Consider the following 15,711-nt stretch of genomic DNA (forward strand, 5'->3'; position numbering starts at 1 on the left):
TTTAGTAGAGATCCCCAGCATTAATCTCTTAGAATTCGGTAACAACTTATTTAACATATGTTCGGTGCTGAACTAAAATTTAAACCTGTCTTACTAAGTCATGCAATGCTCTCTTGCTAAATCATACAAGAGTGGCGATTTATTTAAGCCCTTCGCAAGATAAATTTGCATGTGTTTAGGCGCTTTAGCTAATACGGCTAATGCGTCAGACTTAGTTTTAAATTCAGAGAAAACACAGCAACCGGAACCTGTCAGTCGAGATGGCGCATATTTTAGCAACCACTCTAATGCTTTTGCAACCTCGGGATGACGTTTTTTCACCGTTGTTTCAAAGTCATTTTGCCATTCGTCCTGTAATAACTGATTCAGCGGGCGTTTTGGCGTGTTGCGGGTTAACTCTGGATCGGAAAATAATGTTGCAGTATTGACCTGTGAGTCAGGTACGACAATAAGATAATAGTTTTCATCCACCTCGATAGAGGTAAGTTGTTCGCCAATGCCTTCGGCAAATGCGGCATGGCCTCGGACAAACACCGGTACGTCGGCACCTAACTTAAGACCAATAGCAGCCAGTTGTTCTTCATCGAGGTTTAATTGCCAAAGATGATTTAACGCGACTAAGGTTGTTGCAGCGTCTGAAGAACCGCCACCTAAACCACCGCCCATCGGTAGATTCTTAGTCAAGGTAATATCAGCACCAAGTGGTAATGGTGAGTGTGCTTTCAGCGCCATGGTCGCTTTATAGATGATATTGTCGGTCAGCGCTACACCAGGGATCGCTGGTGTAATGGTGATGCGATCACTCAGGTTTGGAGAAATCGCTAATTCATCACCGATATCAACAAACTGAAATAAGGTTTGTAGTTCGTGATAACCATCACTGCGGCGACCATTAATGTATAGAAAAAGGTTTAACTTTGCTGGTGCGGACCAATGACTAATCTTGTGTTGCATTTAACTTCCAGTTTCGAGTGGTGATTTTTATGCGCATATCGTCTTGTTGGATGATGATATTTTTTGGTAACCAAATATTATCGACTCGTTGATATTGAGTATAACTGATGTGCCAGCCGAGGGGATGATTAGCTTGGGTTACTCGGCCGTAATTATCGAGCTGCACATCGTCTGTTAATGGGTCGCCAATGATCCAGGCACGTAATTCATTCACCGGAATAGGGATTGGGCTGAGTTGGTTAATCAGTGTTTGCGTATTACGGCCTTGGTATTGGCGGTCATCATCGAGAATTAATGTTGAAATGTTATCACTGCGTTTAATGGTGAGGACATGAATACCGAAGGGACCAGTGAGGTTAATATTGAAATCATCGACAAATTGTTGCCAGTTTAACGTCGCCGAGTTACGTGAATCAGGACTGATGAATGCAATTTGTCCTTGCAGTTGCCAAGTCCGAATTGTTTGTAATTGAATTTGATGTTGCTGCCATAATTGTTGCGGGTTACCTGCTGGAGGTTGTCGCTGTGTCGTCGTGCTACAGGCACTGAGTAATACACTAACAATAATAATGTAAATAGAACGCTGAAATGTCATAAGCTACTCAAATAAATAAAGTAATGATGATAAAGAGCAAACATGAGCTTATAAAAACAGATATGGTTGGTTTTGTCACTTTAAAAATACATACTTTTTGCGTAGAATAGTCTCCCTATCCATTTTTACAATTATTCACTGTAAGTAATACATGACTCTGTTAGCACTTGGTATAAATCATAATTCGGCACCTGTATCACTTCGTGAAAAGGTAGCTTTTTCACCTGACAACATTGAGGATGCCTTTGCCAGCATTGTGGCGAATGGAGTAGCCTCGGAAGTGGTGATTATTTCAACCTGTAATCGTACGGAAATATATTGCAAAATTGAGCAAGGCTTACCTGAACGCGTAACTCAGTGGTTAGTCGATTTTCATCGGCTACCTGCTAATGAATTAGCGGAATGTACTTATCGTTACTACGACGGCGATGCGGTGCGTCATTTAATGCGCGTGGCTGGTGGGTTAGATTCACTGGTATTAGGTGAACCGCAAATTTTAGGGCAGATAAAACAAGCCTTTGCGAAAGCAAAACAGTGTAATGCTGTTGCTCAAACCTTGGATAAGCTATTTCAAAAAACCTTTACCGCAGCGAAACGCGTGCGCACCGAGACTGAAATTGGTGCGAATGCGGTATCAGTGGCATTCGCGGCGGTGAGCTTAAGTAAGCATATCTTTGATGATTTATCTAAAACGCGGGTATTACTGATTGGCGCAGGTGAAACCATTGATCTGGTTGCGACGCACCTCGCCGAGCAAAATGTTTGTGAGATGATGGTGGCGAACCGTACTTTATCCCGTGCGCAAGTGTTGGGTGACAAGTTTGGAGCCCGCACGATGACGCTCGAGGAAATACCACATCATTTGCATAATGCCGATATTGTTATCAGTTCGACGGCCAGTCCCTTACCTATTATTGGTAAAGGTATGATTGAAAGTGCATTGAAGCAGCGTAAACAAAAACCTATCTTTTTAGTTGATATCGCCGTACCACGGGATATTGAAGAAGAAGTGGGTGAGTTAGGTAATGCTTATCTTTATACCGTCGATGATCTGCAAGGTATTATCGAGCAGAATAAAGAAGCGCGCCAAGATGCGGCTGAGCAAGCTGAGCACATTATTACTGAAGAAACGCAGCTTTTTTCTGAATGGATAGCGTCATTATCAAGTGTTGATTCTATTAAAGAATATCGTAATTCGGCGATGATTGAAAAAGATATATTACTCGAAAGAGCAATCGCAGCGATGAAAAATGGCACGGATGGTGAGCGCGTACTTACCGAGTTAGCGAATAAATTAACCAACAAATTGATCCATGCGCCGACACAAGCCTTAATGAGTGCGGGTAAGCGCAGTCAAGATGACGAACTATTATTAGTGCGTCGTGTGTTGGGGCTTGAGTCGTAATCACGTCTTTAAAATCAGCCGCTGCTGATTGTGCATCTTGAAGTAGCTTGGGTATATATTCGCTGATCCAAGGTAAATTATCGGAAAGCAATCGACTATTTCCTTACATGTAGGTATCCTTGCCGATCACAACAACGAAATAATCCATATTCAATTGCTGTAGCAGCCTATGTCAGACTCCAGCGATCTATTTAACGGTAATACGAGAGTAAAGATGAAAGCATCGATTATTACAAAATTAGAAGCCTTAATTGAACGTCACGAAGAAGTTCAAGCATTATTAGGTGAGCCAGAGATCATCAGTGATCAAGACCGTTACCGTGCATTAACAAAAGAATACTCGCAATTAGAAGAGTTAGTTTCTTGCTTTAAAGAATACCAAGAAGCACAAGCAAACTTTGAGTCAGCAGAGGAAATGCTCAAGGATGAAGATCCTGATATGCGGGAGATGGCTGTTGAAGAATATAAAGAAAGCAAAGCCACGGTGGCGCGTGTCAGTGATGAATTAGAAGTCCTACTGTTACCTCGTGATCCTAATGACAGCAATAACTGTTTCTTGGAGATCCGTGCGGGTGCAGGTGGCGACGAAGCGGCTATTTTTGCAGGCGACCTGTACCGCATGTACAGCAAGTATGCGGAGAAAAAAGGCTGGCGTTTAACAATCATGAACTTAAGCAACAGTGATCAAGGCGGTTACAAAGAAGTTATTGTTAAGATGGAAGGCGACGCAGTATACGGTACCATGAAGTTTGAATCAGGTGGTCACCGTGTACAACGTGTACCAGAAACTGAATCACAAGGTCGTATCCATACGTCTGCTTGTACTGTGGTGGTGATGCCAGAGGTCCCAGAGTTAGACGCGGTCGTTATTAATACTGCCGATCTTAAAGTCGATACGTTCCGCGCATCGGGCGCGGGTGGTCAGCACGTTAATAAAACCGATTCTGCGGTACGTATTACCCACATCCCAACGGGTACTGTGGTTGAGTGTCAAGACGAACGTTCACAGCATAAAAACCGTGCACGTGCAATGTCAATTCTACAAGCACGTATTCAAGCGGCTGAAGATGAAAAAGTACGTCTTGAAGAAGAAAGTACTCGTCGTAGCCTAGTGGCAAGTGGTGATCGCTCTGAACGTATTCGTACTTATAACTATCCACAAGGTCGCGTCACTGATCACCGTATCAATCTAACACTTTACCGCCTAAATGAAGTGTTGGAAGGTGAGTTAGATGTATTGATCCAACCTATTATCCAGGAACATCAAGCTGATCTGTTAGCGGCGCTTGCTGAAGCTAACTAGGTGTATTGAGAACTGTGAAAACAATTGCACAATTACTACAGAGGGCTGTCAAGCAGCTCACTGACAGCGAAAGCCCTAAACTGGATGCTGAAGTCATTCTTTGTTTTCTGTTAGAAAAAGATCGCAGTTATCTTTTTACTTGGGATGATAAAGTAATGGATGATGACATTATTGGTCGTTTTACTGCTCTTATCATGCGCCGTCAGGCGGGTGAACCTGTCGCTCATATTCTTGGTTATCGTGAATTTTGGTCATTAGAATTAGAAGTATCTGCTGATACCCTAATTCCAAGACCGGATACTGAAGTATTAGTTGAACAAGCACTTGCTTGTATGCCGACACACGCTTGCCAAGTATTAGACTTAGGCACCGGTACGGGCGCTATCGCATTGGCTTTAGCATCCGAATCACCACAAGCGACAGTGACCGCGATTGAATATCAGCAAAGCGCGGTCGCATTAGCCCGTCGTAATGTCAAACGTTGTGGATTTGATGTTGCGGTATTGCAAGGTAGTTGGTTTGAACCTTTAAAAGCCGGTCAATGCTTTGATGTGATCGTTAGTAATCCACCTTATATCGACGCGCATGATCCACACTTGGCGATGGGCGACGTGCGTTTTGAACCGTTAACTGCGTTAGTTGCTGCTGATAATGGACTTGCTGACTTAAAGCATATTATTAGTCAAGGTTATCAGTTTTTAACCGTGGATGGTTGGTTGTTAGTTGAACATGGGTTTGAGCAAGGTGCTGCAGTGCGCGCACTATTTACCGCATCAAATTATCATCAGGTTGTTACGCATAAAGATTATGGTAATAACGATCGTATTACTGTCGGACAACGAGAAGAAACTTAATCATGAATATTGTTATTCCGCTGCACATCGCGACGCTATTATTAAGCGTCGCGATGTATTTTGTAAATTTTGCCTTCACCGTGAAGCAATCACCGTATCTTGAACATGCTGGTTTTATTAAATCACGTAAGGTGATCGATATGATCACCGTGATGATGATTGCGTTAGTGTGTATGGTTTCAGGTCAAGCACCGTTTGTTGATACGGTGATGACAGAAAAATTAATATCGACATTGGCCATCACCTTTATGGTGTTTATGTCATTACAGCAAAGTAAAAATCTATTTTTCCGCTGTGTTGCGTTTGCCGGTAGTATCGGCTGGTTATTTTATGTGTTTTCGTTAGCCGTTTACGGCGAAGCATATTTGCTGAGGTAGAGATGGAATTAGATGCAAATGCAACGCTGACAGAAACAGAACTGGCAGAAGATGTAGCAGTAGATAATAACGCTGTAGATAGTGATAGTGAGCAGCTTGAAGAATACGATGATGAGCTCGCAGAAGAAGTACTGATGATTGATAACGTCATGCTCGCCACACTATCTGCCATCGAGATGATAACGGAGAAACCGTTACTCGAGCAGGCGATTGTTGAATTGGATGAGTTAATTGCACTTATCGAAGTTGATATGCAAGGCTTTACCTGTGAGGTTGAAAAACGTGACCAGTTATTGTATTTGTTTTATCAACAACTTGGTTTTTCAGGCGATTGGCGTAAGTGGTTAGAGCTCGACAGTGTATTATTGCATAAAGTCATTAGCAGCCGTAACGGTGTACCTCTGTCACTCGGTACGGTATTCATGTACTTTGCAAAGCATTTTGAAGTGGATGTGACAGGGATCATATTCCCTGGTCAATTTGTATTACGTTTTGGTAGTGAGCAAGACGGAGTGTACGTTGATCCTGCAGATGGACAAGCGCTGAGTCGGCATAAACTGCAGGTTCTATTACGTGGTATCGAAGGTAACCATGCCTTATTATCTGACGATGATTTGTTAGCCGCCAATAATGAAATGCATTATCTGCGCTTATTACAAGTACTCAAAGCAGCGTTGATCCGAGATGAACATTTTTCCTATGCATTGCGTTGTATTGATTTAATTTTAGAACTTGAACCGGATGAACCGTATGAAATTCGCGATCGCGGTTTTTTGTTGCAACAGCTTGATTGCAAGAAACTCGCGAGCGAAGACTTTGCTTATTTTATTGCACAATGTCCAGATGATCCGATCACCCGGGTTTTAAAAGCACAAATAGATGAGTTGGCTGCGACTGATGATACGATTCATTAAAATTAACTGACTTAAAATGGACCTTTTAAGGTAACAATTATGAATGCAAAAATAGTAAAAATTGGTAACGATATTGTTTGTGCCAACGATCACCCATTTGTGTTATTTGGTGGTATTAATGTATTAGAAGACGAACTGACGACGTTACGTGCTGTAGAAGCGTATAAAACAGTGACGGATAAACTGGGTATCCCGTTTATATTTAAAGCGTCTTTCGATAAAGCTAACCGTTCTAGTATCCACTCTTTCCGTGGTGTTGGCTTGGAAAAAGGCTTACACATTTTTCAACGGGTTAAAGCCGAATTTAATGTGCCAATTATTACCGATGTGCATACCGAAGCACAATGTCAGCCAGTTGCTGATGTTGTTGATGTGATCCAATTACCGGCTTTCCTTGCGCGTCAAACTGATTTAGTGCAAGCCATGGCGGCAACTGGCGCAGTGATTAATATTAAAAAACCACAGTTTATGTCACCGCATCAAGTCGGTAATATCGTGGATAAGTTTGCTGAATGTGGTAATGAACAAGTGATTATATGTGAACGTGGTCATTGCCATGGTTACGATAACCTGATTGTCGATCCATTAGCATTTGGGGTAATGAAAGAGCTTACTCAAGGTACGCCAATCATCCTCGACAGTACCCATGCAACGCAACAGCGTGATGCCGGTAGTGCTGCGTCGGGTGGTCGTCGTAAACAAGTGCCGGAATTAAGTTATGCGGGGCTAGCGACAGGTATCGCAGGTCTATTTATTGAAGCGCATGAAAATCCAGCACAAGCACGCTGTGATGGTCCTTCGGCATTACCGTTTGCTAAGTTAGAAGCATTTTTAGCACAAGCGAAAGCGATTGATGATGTAGTGAAGAGTTTTACTGCGATTGATATCGATTAATTTCAGGCATAAAAAAAGCGCTGTAATAATACAGCGCTAAACAACCTTTGACCCGAAAATACCAATGCATTAAGAATATGATCGAAGGTTTAAAAATAAGTAGTTTCTACTTAAAAGCCTAAACCAAAAAGTTTAAGCAAACAAACACAACATTACATAACAAAGACTAACTTATATAAATAATACTAATTATCGAAAACATCTAAAACATCGAAAATAAGTAAAATAAGCATTATGTCCTATATACATACACGCACTATAGTGATTTTTTTGCAATCTGACAATTGATAAATTATAATGTTTCGCATTAGTTTTTCTCATCTAACTGGACGCCACTATGTCACGCAGACTGCCGCCATTAAATTCGCTACGTGTTTTCGAAGCTGCCGCCAGACATTCTAGCTTCACCCGCGCCTCTGAAGAGCTCTATGTGACGCAAGCCGCTGTCAGCCATCAGATTAAAGCGTTGGAAGAGTACCTTGGCATTAAACTGTTTCGTCGTCAAAACCGGGCGTTATTTTTAACGGAAGAAGGCCAGAGTTATTTCCTGGATATTAAAGATACCTTTTCTTCATTAGTGGATGCGACTGAGCGTTTATTAGCCAGAGGCGCGAAAGGTTCGTTGACGGTTAGTTTACAGCCGAGTTTTGCGATCCAATGGCTAGTGCCACGATTAGCTTTGTTTTCTGACCTGCATCCTGATATTGATGTACGTATTAAAGCGGTCGATATGGATGACGGGTCACTGACTGATGATGTCGATGTGGCGATTTATTATGGTCGCGGCAAGTGGAAAGATTTAAATGCGCAGAAATTACATACCGAATATTTAGTGCCGGTATGCTCGCCGCGATTACTCAATGGGGTAAAACCGCTGAAGACGCCCGGTGATTTAAAACTACATACGTTGTTGCACGATAGCTCTCGTCGTGACTGGAATGCTTGGTTTAAACAATGCAATATTACCGATATTAATGTTAACCAAGGGCCTATTTTCAGTCATACTTCGATGGTATTACAAGCCGCAATACATGGCCAAGGTGTCGCATTAGGGCACAGTGTATTAGCGCAACCCGAGATAGATGCGGGTCGTCTTGTTCGTCCTTTTACCGAGGTATTAGTGAGTAAGAACGCGTATTACGTGGTATGTCGCGAAGAGCAAGATGAACTTGGTAAAATTGTGGCATTCCGTGATTGGATGCTGTCCTTAGTCGAGGTAGAGCAGCAAGCGTTCGTGGAGAATTAATTCATCAGGAAGTCACTAAATCCTTGGTGTTATATCGTCAAGGGTTTAGACTGTGCGGCTTTTGTATGCAAACCAGTGCAAGATACGTTTATGCTGCACTGGTTTGCATATATACCCAAGCAGCGTCAAGTACCTTGGGTATTTGTTATGTATTAGTAGTCTCGGTATTGTATCTATACTGAGTATATATCGTCAGCCATGTTGATGACGAAAATGAGGTTATTAGAAAATGAATGGTATTTTATTATATTGCCGCCCTGGTTATGAAAAAGAATGTGCTGCTGAAATTCAAGCACGAGCGACTGCCATGGAGGCGTATGGTTTTGCTAAAGTAACGCTGAATTCAGGTTATGTTGTGTTTGAATGTCATTCTGCAGCTGATGTTGATTCAATAGCGAAAAAATTACCACTTTCATCATTGATCTTTGCCCGTCAAATGATCGCACTACATGCACGTGTTGATGATATGCCATTGTACGACCGTGTTAATCCTGTTGTTGCTGCCTGTGAAGGTATTGAAGCGATGGGTGAACTACGTGTGGAAATGCCAGATACCAATGAAGGCAAAGAGTTATCTAAATTCTGCCGTAAGTATACTGTGCCACTACGTCAATCGTTACGTAAGGGTAATCACTTATTACCTAAAGAAAATAAAAACCGTCCTGTACTGCACGTGTTTTTCATCACCAATACCAGTGTGTATATTGGTTACTCATATAGCTTTAACAACTCGCCATTACCTATGGGTATCATGCGTCTTAAGTTTCCATCGAAAGCGCCAAGTCGTTCGACGCTGAAACTGGAAGAAGCATTCCATACTTTCATCCCTGCAGACCAGTGGGATAGACGTATCGGCGGCGCAATGCGCGCGGTTGACTTAGGCGCTTGTCCTGGCGGTTGGACGTATCAGTTAGTTCAACGTAATATGTTTGTTGTGGCTATTGATAACGGTGCCATGGCGGATAGCCTGATGGAAACCGGCCAAGTGAAGCATTACGAAGAAGATGGGTTTAAATATGAGCCAGCTAAAACCACGATTGCATGGACCAACCGTAAATTACACGGTAATAAGGTGAAGGTTCCTGAAAATCCACCCGTTGATATGCTGGTATGCGACATGCTTGAAAAACCAGAGCGTGTTACCCGTCTGATGTGTAAATGGTTATTAAACGCATGGTGTAAAGAAGCTATCTTTAATCTTAAGCTACCATTAAAGCGTCGTTACCATACATTGGAAGACTGTTTGGCTATCTTAGATAAACAACTGGATGATCGCTTTGTTATCCAAGCTAAGCACCTTTATCATGATCGTGATGAAGTGACTGTACATGTAGCTTGGTCAAACTTCATTCCGGAAGATAAATAAGACAGTAAAGACCATTTTAATCGATGGTCCTTAGCGCTGAATTATTCATGCTTTAAGCCATTAAATATCACGCCCGTGAATGTTTAATGGCGTTGTTATTTAAACCGGAAGCGAAAATAAAGCTGTGGGTCTTCGCCACGTACTTTAATCCCAATAATAGCCTCTTTAATTCCCATATTATAATAAGCTTCGTGTTGTAACATACCGTTGGATTTCACTTTCGTTTTGATTGTCAGCCGCTCATAATCGAGCAGTAGATAAGGGCTGCGTTTCAAGCTGTAGTGTAAATTTAAACTCAGTCTCCCTATGTTTTTAAGCCGGGGAATAAAAAGCCGGGTGATATCGGGATCAATCCACATATTGAGAAGCTGAAGTTGTGCGGTTTGTTTGCGTTTATGGTTACTTTTTTTGATAACCAATAATGACTGTTTGAATTCAAACTGCGGTGTGGGCTGTGTTAAAGCGGCCAATTGAGTTTGCTGCTGATAGGCAGAGAATTGCTGTGTTGTTATTGCTGTCCCTAACTGACTTTCCGTGGCTAATGTAACCCTGCTTAATAAACCGATTAACAGTATCAAAAAAAGAAAGTTAGATATCATATATCACCAAAGTTGCTGATGAAAACTTAATTATAGCTTGGTATGCATAAATTACTAGGAAGGCAATAGGCTGTAATGAGGACTTGTTTGATGGTGTCGTGCGAAGATACTAGGGGATGATAAAGCTGAATATCAGCTGCTTAACATGTCGAAATATGAACGTTAAGCAACTGCATTATAAGCGTTTTAAAACCGTTAGAGGCGTTCTAAAATCGCTTGTGTGAAGTCTGTAGTACCGTGCGTACCGCCCAGATCACGTGTTGTTCTATCACCTGATTCAATCACATCACGTACCGCGTTACGAATGTTTTCCGCTTCCGTTTTCATGTCTAGGTATTCTAACATTTGAATAGACGCTAAGATCACAGATGTTGGGTTCGCTAGGTTTTTACCAGCGATGTCAGGTGCACTGCCATGCACAGCTTCGAAAATAGCGATGTCGTCACCGATATTTGCGCCTGGCGCCATACCAAGACCACCCACAAGACCCGCACATAAGTCAGATATGATATCACCAAACAAGTTAGTGGTCACGATCACGTCGAAACGTTCAGGGTACATAACCAAGTTCATGCAAGCGGCATCAACGATCATCTCTTCTGATTCGATCTCTGGGTAACGCTTAGCTACTTCACGCGCGACTTCAAGAAATAGACCGGATGTTGTTTTTAGAATATTGGCTTTATGGATCGCCGTTACTTTTTTTCGATTTTCTGCTTTAGCCAGTTCGTATGCGGCAACACAAATACGCTCAGCACCGGCTCGTGTGATGATACTTTTTGCTTCAGCTGAGTTCCCATCATCGGAGATGATTTGACCTGCGCCAGAGTACATACCTTCGGTATTTTCACGCACGGTAATAATATCGATATTTTCGTAGCGGCTACGCGTGCCTTTAAAAGAGACCACCGGGCGTAAGTTAGCGTATAAATTAAAATGCTTGCGTAATGATACATTGATTGACGTGAAACCAGCGCCGACAGGTGTCGTTAAGGGACCTTTTAACGCGACTTTATTTTTTTCAATTAAATCTAATGTTGCTTTTGGTAGTAGTTCACCTGAAGTTTGTAGCGCAACAAGACCTGCATCAGCAAAGTCATATGCGAAGTTACAGCCAGCTTTATCTAAAATTTGAATTGCAGACTCAATAATATCCGGACCAATACCATCACCCGGGATCACTGTAATTCTTGTTTGTGTCATACATATTCCTTATTTAATTGAGCTTACTTTCAAATGAAAATACTTTGTTGCCGTATGGTAACAAAGTATTACTCAATTGTTAATCCGGTGACTGCTGTAATTTGGCTAAATAAAGCATTTTACAGGGGCGATAACGCATTTGTTAGAGATAGATCCAGATTTTAACTTTTTTATACTATTAACGCTTAGTGTGATCACTCGATTTCTAACAGTCAGTGTTCCGTCTATGATTAAGGTTGATATCTTAAGTCTTTTAAATTAAAGCCGAGGGGAATATCAATTTTCAACTGGGCTAATTGCTGAGTCATGTAAGCCATATCTTTGTGGGTATCGAGTTTTTCACGCAGTTTGGGTTTTAACGCTTCACTGGTATAAATAGCATCTAAATTACCGTGTTGTGTTAATAACTGGGTTGCTGTTTTCGGGCCAATACCAGCGACACCAGCCAAGTGACTCCCACTGATGCCCACCAATGCCCAATAATCGACCAGTTGCTGTGGTTGGATGCCAAACTTATCATTGATAAACGCTTGGTCTAACCAACGCTTGTTAAAATAATCACGAATTTTAATATAAGGTGTTAACAATTGGCAGTAACCTTTATCCGTCGAGATAATAGTCACTTGCTGTTGTTGTGCGGACATTTTAGTGGCGAGGGTGGCGATTAAGTCATCCGCTTCATCTTGTTCGGTTAATAACGAGTCAACATTTAATGCCCACAGATCGTCTTGGATGAGTGTGAGTGCTTGTTGTAAGCTTTCTGGCATCGGTTTGCGGTTGGCTTTGTATTCGGGATAGATGTCATGACGCCAACCGGTTTGTTCTGCATCAAACACGGCGACCACGTGAGTCGGTGCGGTGATGGATAGCAGTTTTCTTACGGCGTGCTTAATGGTTTCACGGGTTGCGCTAATTTGCGCAACAGGATCGTTACTTTGATTAAGTTGTACTGCATGTACTCGACGGATCAGGTTTAACGCATCGATAATTAATAAGTGATTTTGGGCCATATCCGTGTTTCGTTAAAGTTAGCTAGGTTTAATTATTTCATAACAAGGCTCATATTTACTACCAGGAAGCTTCATTCTGTTCTGTTTTATGAAGTTTTTTAATAAATTGTCCATTAATTGCATCAATTTAGGATCACCTTGCAGCTTAAACGGTCCTTTTTTTTCAATTGCTTTGATCCCTGAGTCTTTCACATTACCGGCGACAATACCTGAAAAGGCTTTACGCAGGTTCATCGCCAGCACTTCGGGTGCTTGTTCAAGGTTCAAATTTAAGGCTGCCATGTGTGGATGGTCGGGGATAAACGGCAGCTGAAAGTCTAACTCAATTTTGAGACTCCAATTATAAGAATAGGCATCGCCAATCGCACGGCGGTACTCGTAGGTTTTTTGCATGGCTTTTTTCATGATCTGCGCGGCACTTGGCGCATCATCAATAATGATTTGATAATATTTTTGTGCTTCAAAACCAAGCGTCGCACCGACAAATTCATCAATGGTGGTAAAATATTCTTCACTTTCTTTGGGACCCGTCAGCACGATAGGCAGAGGTTGGCGTTTATTTTCGGGGTGCATCATGATACCAAGTAAATACAATAATTCTTCAGCAGTGCCTGCGCCGCCTGGAAAGATGATGATACCGTGTGAAAGGCGAACAAAGGCTTCTAAGCGTTTCTCAATATCTGGTAGGATCACTAATTCGTTGACGATAGGGTTTGGTGGTTCTGCGGCAATGATACTTGGTTCAGTTAAACCCAAGTAACGACGTTCTTTCACGCGTTGTTTTGCATGACCTACGGTCGCGCCTTTCATTGGTCCTTCCATGGCGCCGGGTCCACAACCCGTACATATATTCATTTCGCGCAAACCGAGTTCATGACCAACAGCTTTGGCATATTCATATTCAGGTGCACGAATGGCGTGACCACCCCAGCAAACAACCATATTAGGATCTGAATCAGATTTGATCACGCGCGCGTTACGTAAAATGGAAAATACTTGATTGGTTAAAAAAGAGGATAATTCTTTTTTTGGTACCGGGACTTTCTCAATGTAGCTATGTACATAAAGAATGTCACGTAACACTGAAAACAGATGTTCTTGAATACCTCGGATGATCTCGCCATCGACAAAGGCTTGTTCTGGGGCGTTGTGTAGTTCGAGTTTGACGCCACGTTCCTGTTGTACAACACTGATATCAAAATTTTGGAATGCTTGTAAAATTTCACTACTGGAATCAGTACGAGAACCGGAATTTAATACCGCCAGCGAACAATTACGGAAGAGTAAGTATAAATCGCTGCTGGCTTTTTGTTGTAATCGGTCGACTTCAAGTTGCGATAGTAGATCCATACTACCCACAGGTTTGATGTGTGTGATCATAAGCTAAACTCCTGTCAGAGACATTGGTGATAAGCAGGTATAATTAAGTTTAGAGCCTAATGATAACTTTATCTCGCCCCGAGCTTTTTGCTTCATATAACGCATTATCTGCACGCTCTAAAGGGTCAACAGTTTCGTTATCATCGAGTGAGAATTGCGTGACCCCGATTGAGATAGTAATTGAGATCTGTTTGCCTTTAAATCTAAACGGTATATTTTTGATCGTATTACGTAGTTTATCTAACATAACCTGTATTTCACTTGGCGCTACGTCGGCCAGTAATAACACGAATTCTTCGCCACCAAAACGGGCGATAAAATCTGAGTCTTTAATTGATTTTTGTAATGCGCGCGCCACGATCTTAAGTGCTTTATCACCGGCGATATGACCGAAACTATCATTGATATTTTTAAAGTGATCAATATCGATCATCGCGATGGTGGTATTGGTTTTATAACGTTGCCAACGTTTGAATTCGAGCTTAAAGCGTTCATCTAATGCGGTACGATTATAGACTTGCGTTAACGAATCTAGGTAGAGTTTATGCTGTTGTGCTTCGAGTCGCTGGGTATGCAGTAAGGTTTCTTTTTTAAGCAGTTCAAGTTGACTTTGAACTGCCTGAATTTGTTGTTCTAGCAGGAGCTTTTCTTGTAGCAATTGTTGTTGTTGTTGGATACTGCTGGAAATTATCTTTAACCCATGTTGCACATGTAATTTAGTTTCTGCTAAGTTGTCACAAGTGCTGATATCAAGTTCTAAAATATCAATGCGCTCTTTCAGATTGTCCAACAAATCGATCTGTTTTTTATTGATATGGTTACTATCAATTAATGAGTTATCAAACTTATAAGCAATGTTATTGAGTTCTTCAACAATGCTATGCAAGAAGGTTTTAGACGCCATGCGCTCTTCACGTGCACCCTCAATGATGTTGTTGATGATCTGCAAACAGGTATTAACCAGTTCATGACCGCCAATCCCGTCTAATAAACGTTGACGAATTTTATTTAGATTTGAACCAAAGCGACCAGTGAAATCAAGTTCATTGATTAAACGTTGTAAATCATCACATATTTTTTTATGAACGGTGGCTGAAATGTTGTTGGTTTCGGTTAAGTTTTTGATCGCGCTATGATAAATGCAGAACAGTGATTGAACCTTAGTTTGCAATACGGCCACTGCCGTTGCTTTCGGTTCCGCTAACACTAATTGTAGTTCTGCAGTGAGCTTAGGATCGTGTTGTAATAAATTAATTAATGATGTAGCTGCTTGAGATACGGCACTATCAGCAATTTTTAAGGTATCAGATAATATGTTAGGTTGTAGCATTACCTGACGTTCAACCTGCTTAATTTGGGTGATTAGCTCATCGTCAGAAGTGCTGCGTTCAAGAGTTGCTTTCAGTTTTCTCACTGCAATGTTTAGCTCATTATCGATGCCTCGTGTTGCACCAAGCAAACGATTAATAAATGCTAATAACATTGCGGTGTTAATTTTTGTGTAGCCGTTGGCATTACTTGGTCGTGTTGCTGAATGCGTATCTTGTGATATCTGCATGAAAACTCTTCACATTGGTTAAATCAAAGATGAAGATTAGCTTACCATTATAT

15 protein-coding genes are annotated in these 15,711 nt (G+C 41.6%); 8 read left to right on the forward strand and 7 right to left on the reverse strand.

All coding sequences use genetic code 11. From position 1 onward, the window contains the following. Window positions 1–93: 93 nt before the first annotated feature. Window positions 94–954: a 4-(cytidine 5'-diphospho)-2-C-methyl-D-erythritol kinase gene (gene ispE / locus MORIYA_RS16945; RefSeq protein ID WP_112717036.1), complete on the reverse strand. Its 861-nt coding sequence runs from the start codon at window positions 952–954 to the stop codon at window positions 94–96. Beyond that, a complete protein-coding gene (lolB, locus tag MORIYA_RS16950; RefSeq protein ID WP_112717038.1) occupies window positions 938–1,549 on the reverse strand; it encodes a lipoprotein insertase outer membrane protein LolB in 612 nt (203 codons plus the stop codon). Before lolB ends, ispE begins: the two co-directional genes overlap by 17 nt. Before the next feature lie 151 nt (window positions 1,550–1,700). On the opposite strand from lolB, the gene hemA reads away from it, so the two are divergent. The 8 genes from hemA (at window position 1,701) to rlmM (ending at window position 9,908) form a co-directional block, all read left to right on the forward strand. Continuing rightward, the gene (gene hemA, locus MORIYA_RS16955; RefSeq protein WP_112717040.1) at window positions 1,701–2,954 is read left to right on the forward strand and encodes a glutamyl-tRNA reductase; all 1,254 of its coding nucleotides are present in this window, start codon (window positions 1,701–1,703) and stop codon (window positions 2,952–2,954) included. A gap of 214 nt (window positions 2,955–3,168) precedes the next feature. Continuing rightward, a complete protein-coding gene (prfA, locus tag MORIYA_RS16960) occupies window positions 3,169–4,257 on the forward strand; it encodes a peptide chain release factor 1 (protein ID WP_112717042.1) in 1,089 nt (362 codons plus the stop codon). Between the two features lie 14 nt (window positions 4,258–4,271). Further along, window positions 4,272–5,111, forward strand: coding sequence for a peptide chain release factor N(5)-glutamine methyltransferase (prmC, locus tag MORIYA_RS16965; protein WP_112717044.1), 840 nt, complete (start codon window positions 4,272–4,274; stop codon window positions 5,109–5,111). 2 nt (window positions 5,112–5,113) lie between these two features. After that, window positions 5,114–5,488: a SirB2 family protein gene (locus MORIYA_RS16970; protein ID WP_174216941.1), complete on the forward strand. Its 375-nt coding sequence runs from the start codon at window positions 5,114–5,116 to the stop codon at window positions 5,486–5,488. Window positions 5,489–5,490: 2 nt separating this feature from the next. Then, a complete protein-coding gene (locus tag MORIYA_RS16975; RefSeq protein WP_112717048.1) occupies window positions 5,491–6,402 on the forward strand; it encodes a SirB1 family protein in 912 nt (303 codons plus the stop codon). A gap of 39 nt (window positions 6,403–6,441) precedes the next feature. Then, a complete protein-coding gene (kdsA, locus tag MORIYA_RS16980) occupies window positions 6,442–7,296 on the forward strand; it encodes a 3-deoxy-8-phosphooctulonate synthase (RefSeq protein ID WP_112717050.1) in 855 nt (284 codons plus the stop codon). A 337-nt stretch (window positions 7,297–7,633) separates the two neighbouring features. Further along, on the forward strand, window positions 7,634–8,542 hold the full coding sequence (locus MORIYA_RS16985; RefSeq protein WP_112717052.1) for a transcriptional regulator GcvA: 909 nt from the start codon (window positions 7,634–7,636) through the stop codon (window positions 8,540–8,542). 229 nt (window positions 8,543–8,771) lie between these two features. Beyond that, window positions 8,772–9,908, forward strand: coding sequence for a 23S rRNA (cytidine(2498)-2'-O)-methyltransferase RlmM (gene rlmM / locus MORIYA_RS16990; protein WP_112717054.1), 1,137 nt, complete (start codon window positions 8,772–8,774; stop codon window positions 9,906–9,908). Window positions 9,909–10,003: 95 nt separating this feature from the next. Here the strand turns inward: rlmM and MORIYA_RS16995 are convergent, their stop codons facing one another. From MORIYA_RS16995 to MORIYA_RS17015, 5 genes are all read right to left on the reverse strand, one after another. Beyond that, complete coding sequence (locus MORIYA_RS16995; protein ID WP_232011657.1) at window positions 10,004–10,378, reverse strand: hypothetical protein; 375 nt, start codon at window positions 10,376–10,378, stop codon at window positions 10,004–10,006. Window positions 10,379–10,702: 324 nt separating this feature from the next. Continuing rightward, window positions 10,703–11,710, reverse strand: a complete 1,008-nt coding sequence (locus tag MORIYA_RS17000) for an isocitrate dehydrogenase (RefSeq protein WP_112717058.1) — start codon at window positions 11,708–11,710, stop codon at window positions 10,703–10,705. 230 nt (window positions 11,711–11,940) lie between these two features. Continuing rightward, window positions 11,941–12,720: a flap endonuclease Xni gene (gene xni, locus MORIYA_RS17005; RefSeq protein ID WP_112717060.1), complete on the reverse strand. Its 780-nt coding sequence runs from the start codon at window positions 12,718–12,720 to the stop codon at window positions 11,941–11,943. A gap of 18 nt (window positions 12,721–12,738) precedes the next feature. Beyond that, window positions 12,739–14,100, reverse strand: a complete 1,362-nt coding sequence (ppnN, locus tag MORIYA_RS17010; RefSeq protein WP_112717062.1) for a nucleotide 5'-monophosphate nucleosidase PpnN — start codon at window positions 14,098–14,100, stop codon at window positions 12,739–12,741. Window positions 14,101–14,149: 49 nt separating this feature from the next. Further along, window positions 14,150–15,658 carry a GGDEF domain-containing protein gene (locus MORIYA_RS17015; RefSeq protein ID WP_112717064.1) on the reverse strand — a complete coding sequence of 503 codons (1,509 nt, stop codon included), beginning with the start codon at window positions 15,656–15,658 and terminating at the stop codon, window positions 14,150–14,152. Window positions 15,659–15,711 lie beyond the last annotated feature (53 nt).

The organism is Moritella yayanosii, assembly GCF_900465055.1.
GTDB lineage: Bacteria > Pseudomonadota > Gammaproteobacteria > Enterobacterales > Moritellaceae > Moritella > Moritella yayanosii.

Bases quoted from the DNA above. Each gene is read 5' to 3' on its own strand.
- kdsA (WP_112717050.1), top strand. From the start codon at position 6,442: ATGAATGCAAAAATAGTAAAAATTGGTAACGATATTGTTTGTGCCAAC.
- MORIYA_RS16985 (WP_112717052.1), top strand. From the start codon at position 7,634: ATGTCACGCAGACTGCCGCCATTAAATTCGCTACGTGTTTTCGAAGCT.
- ispE (WP_112717036.1), bottom strand. From the start codon at position 954: ATGCAACACAAGATTAGTCATTGGTCCGCACCAGCAAAGTTAAACCTT.
- ppnN (WP_112717062.1), bottom strand. From the start codon at position 14,100: ATGATCACACACATCAAACCTGTGGGTAGTATGGATCTACTATCGCAA.
- MORIYA_RS17000 (WP_112717058.1), bottom strand. From the start codon at position 11,710: ATGACACAAACAAGAATTACAGTGATCCCGGGTGATGGTATTGGTCCG.
- MORIYA_RS16970 (WP_174216941.1), top strand. From the start codon at position 5,114: ATGAATATTGTTATTCCGCTGCACATCGCGACGCTATTATTAAGCGTC.
- prfA (WP_112717042.1), top strand. From the start codon at position 3,169: ATGAAAGCATCGATTATTACAAAATTAGAAGCCTTAATTGAACGTCAC.
- xni (WP_112717060.1), bottom strand. From the start codon at position 12,720: ATGGCCCAAAATCACTTATTAATTATCGATGCGTTAAACCTGATCCGT.
- MORIYA_RS17015 (WP_112717064.1), bottom strand. From the start codon at position 15,658: ATGCAGATATCACAAGATACGCATTCAGCAACACGACCAAGTAATGCC.
- MORIYA_RS16975 (WP_112717048.1), top strand. From the start codon at position 5,491: ATGGAATTAGATGCAAATGCAACGCTGACAGAAACAGAACTGGCAGAA.
- lolB (WP_112717038.1), bottom strand. From the start codon at position 1,549: ATGACATTTCAGCGTTCTATTTACATTATTATTGTTAGTGTATTACTC.
- rlmM (WP_112717054.1), top strand. From the start codon at position 8,772: ATGAATGGTATTTTATTATATTGCCGCCCTGGTTATGAAAAAGAATGT.
- hemA (WP_112717040.1), top strand. From the start codon at position 1,701: ATGACTCTGTTAGCACTTGGTATAAATCATAATTCGGCACCTGTATCA.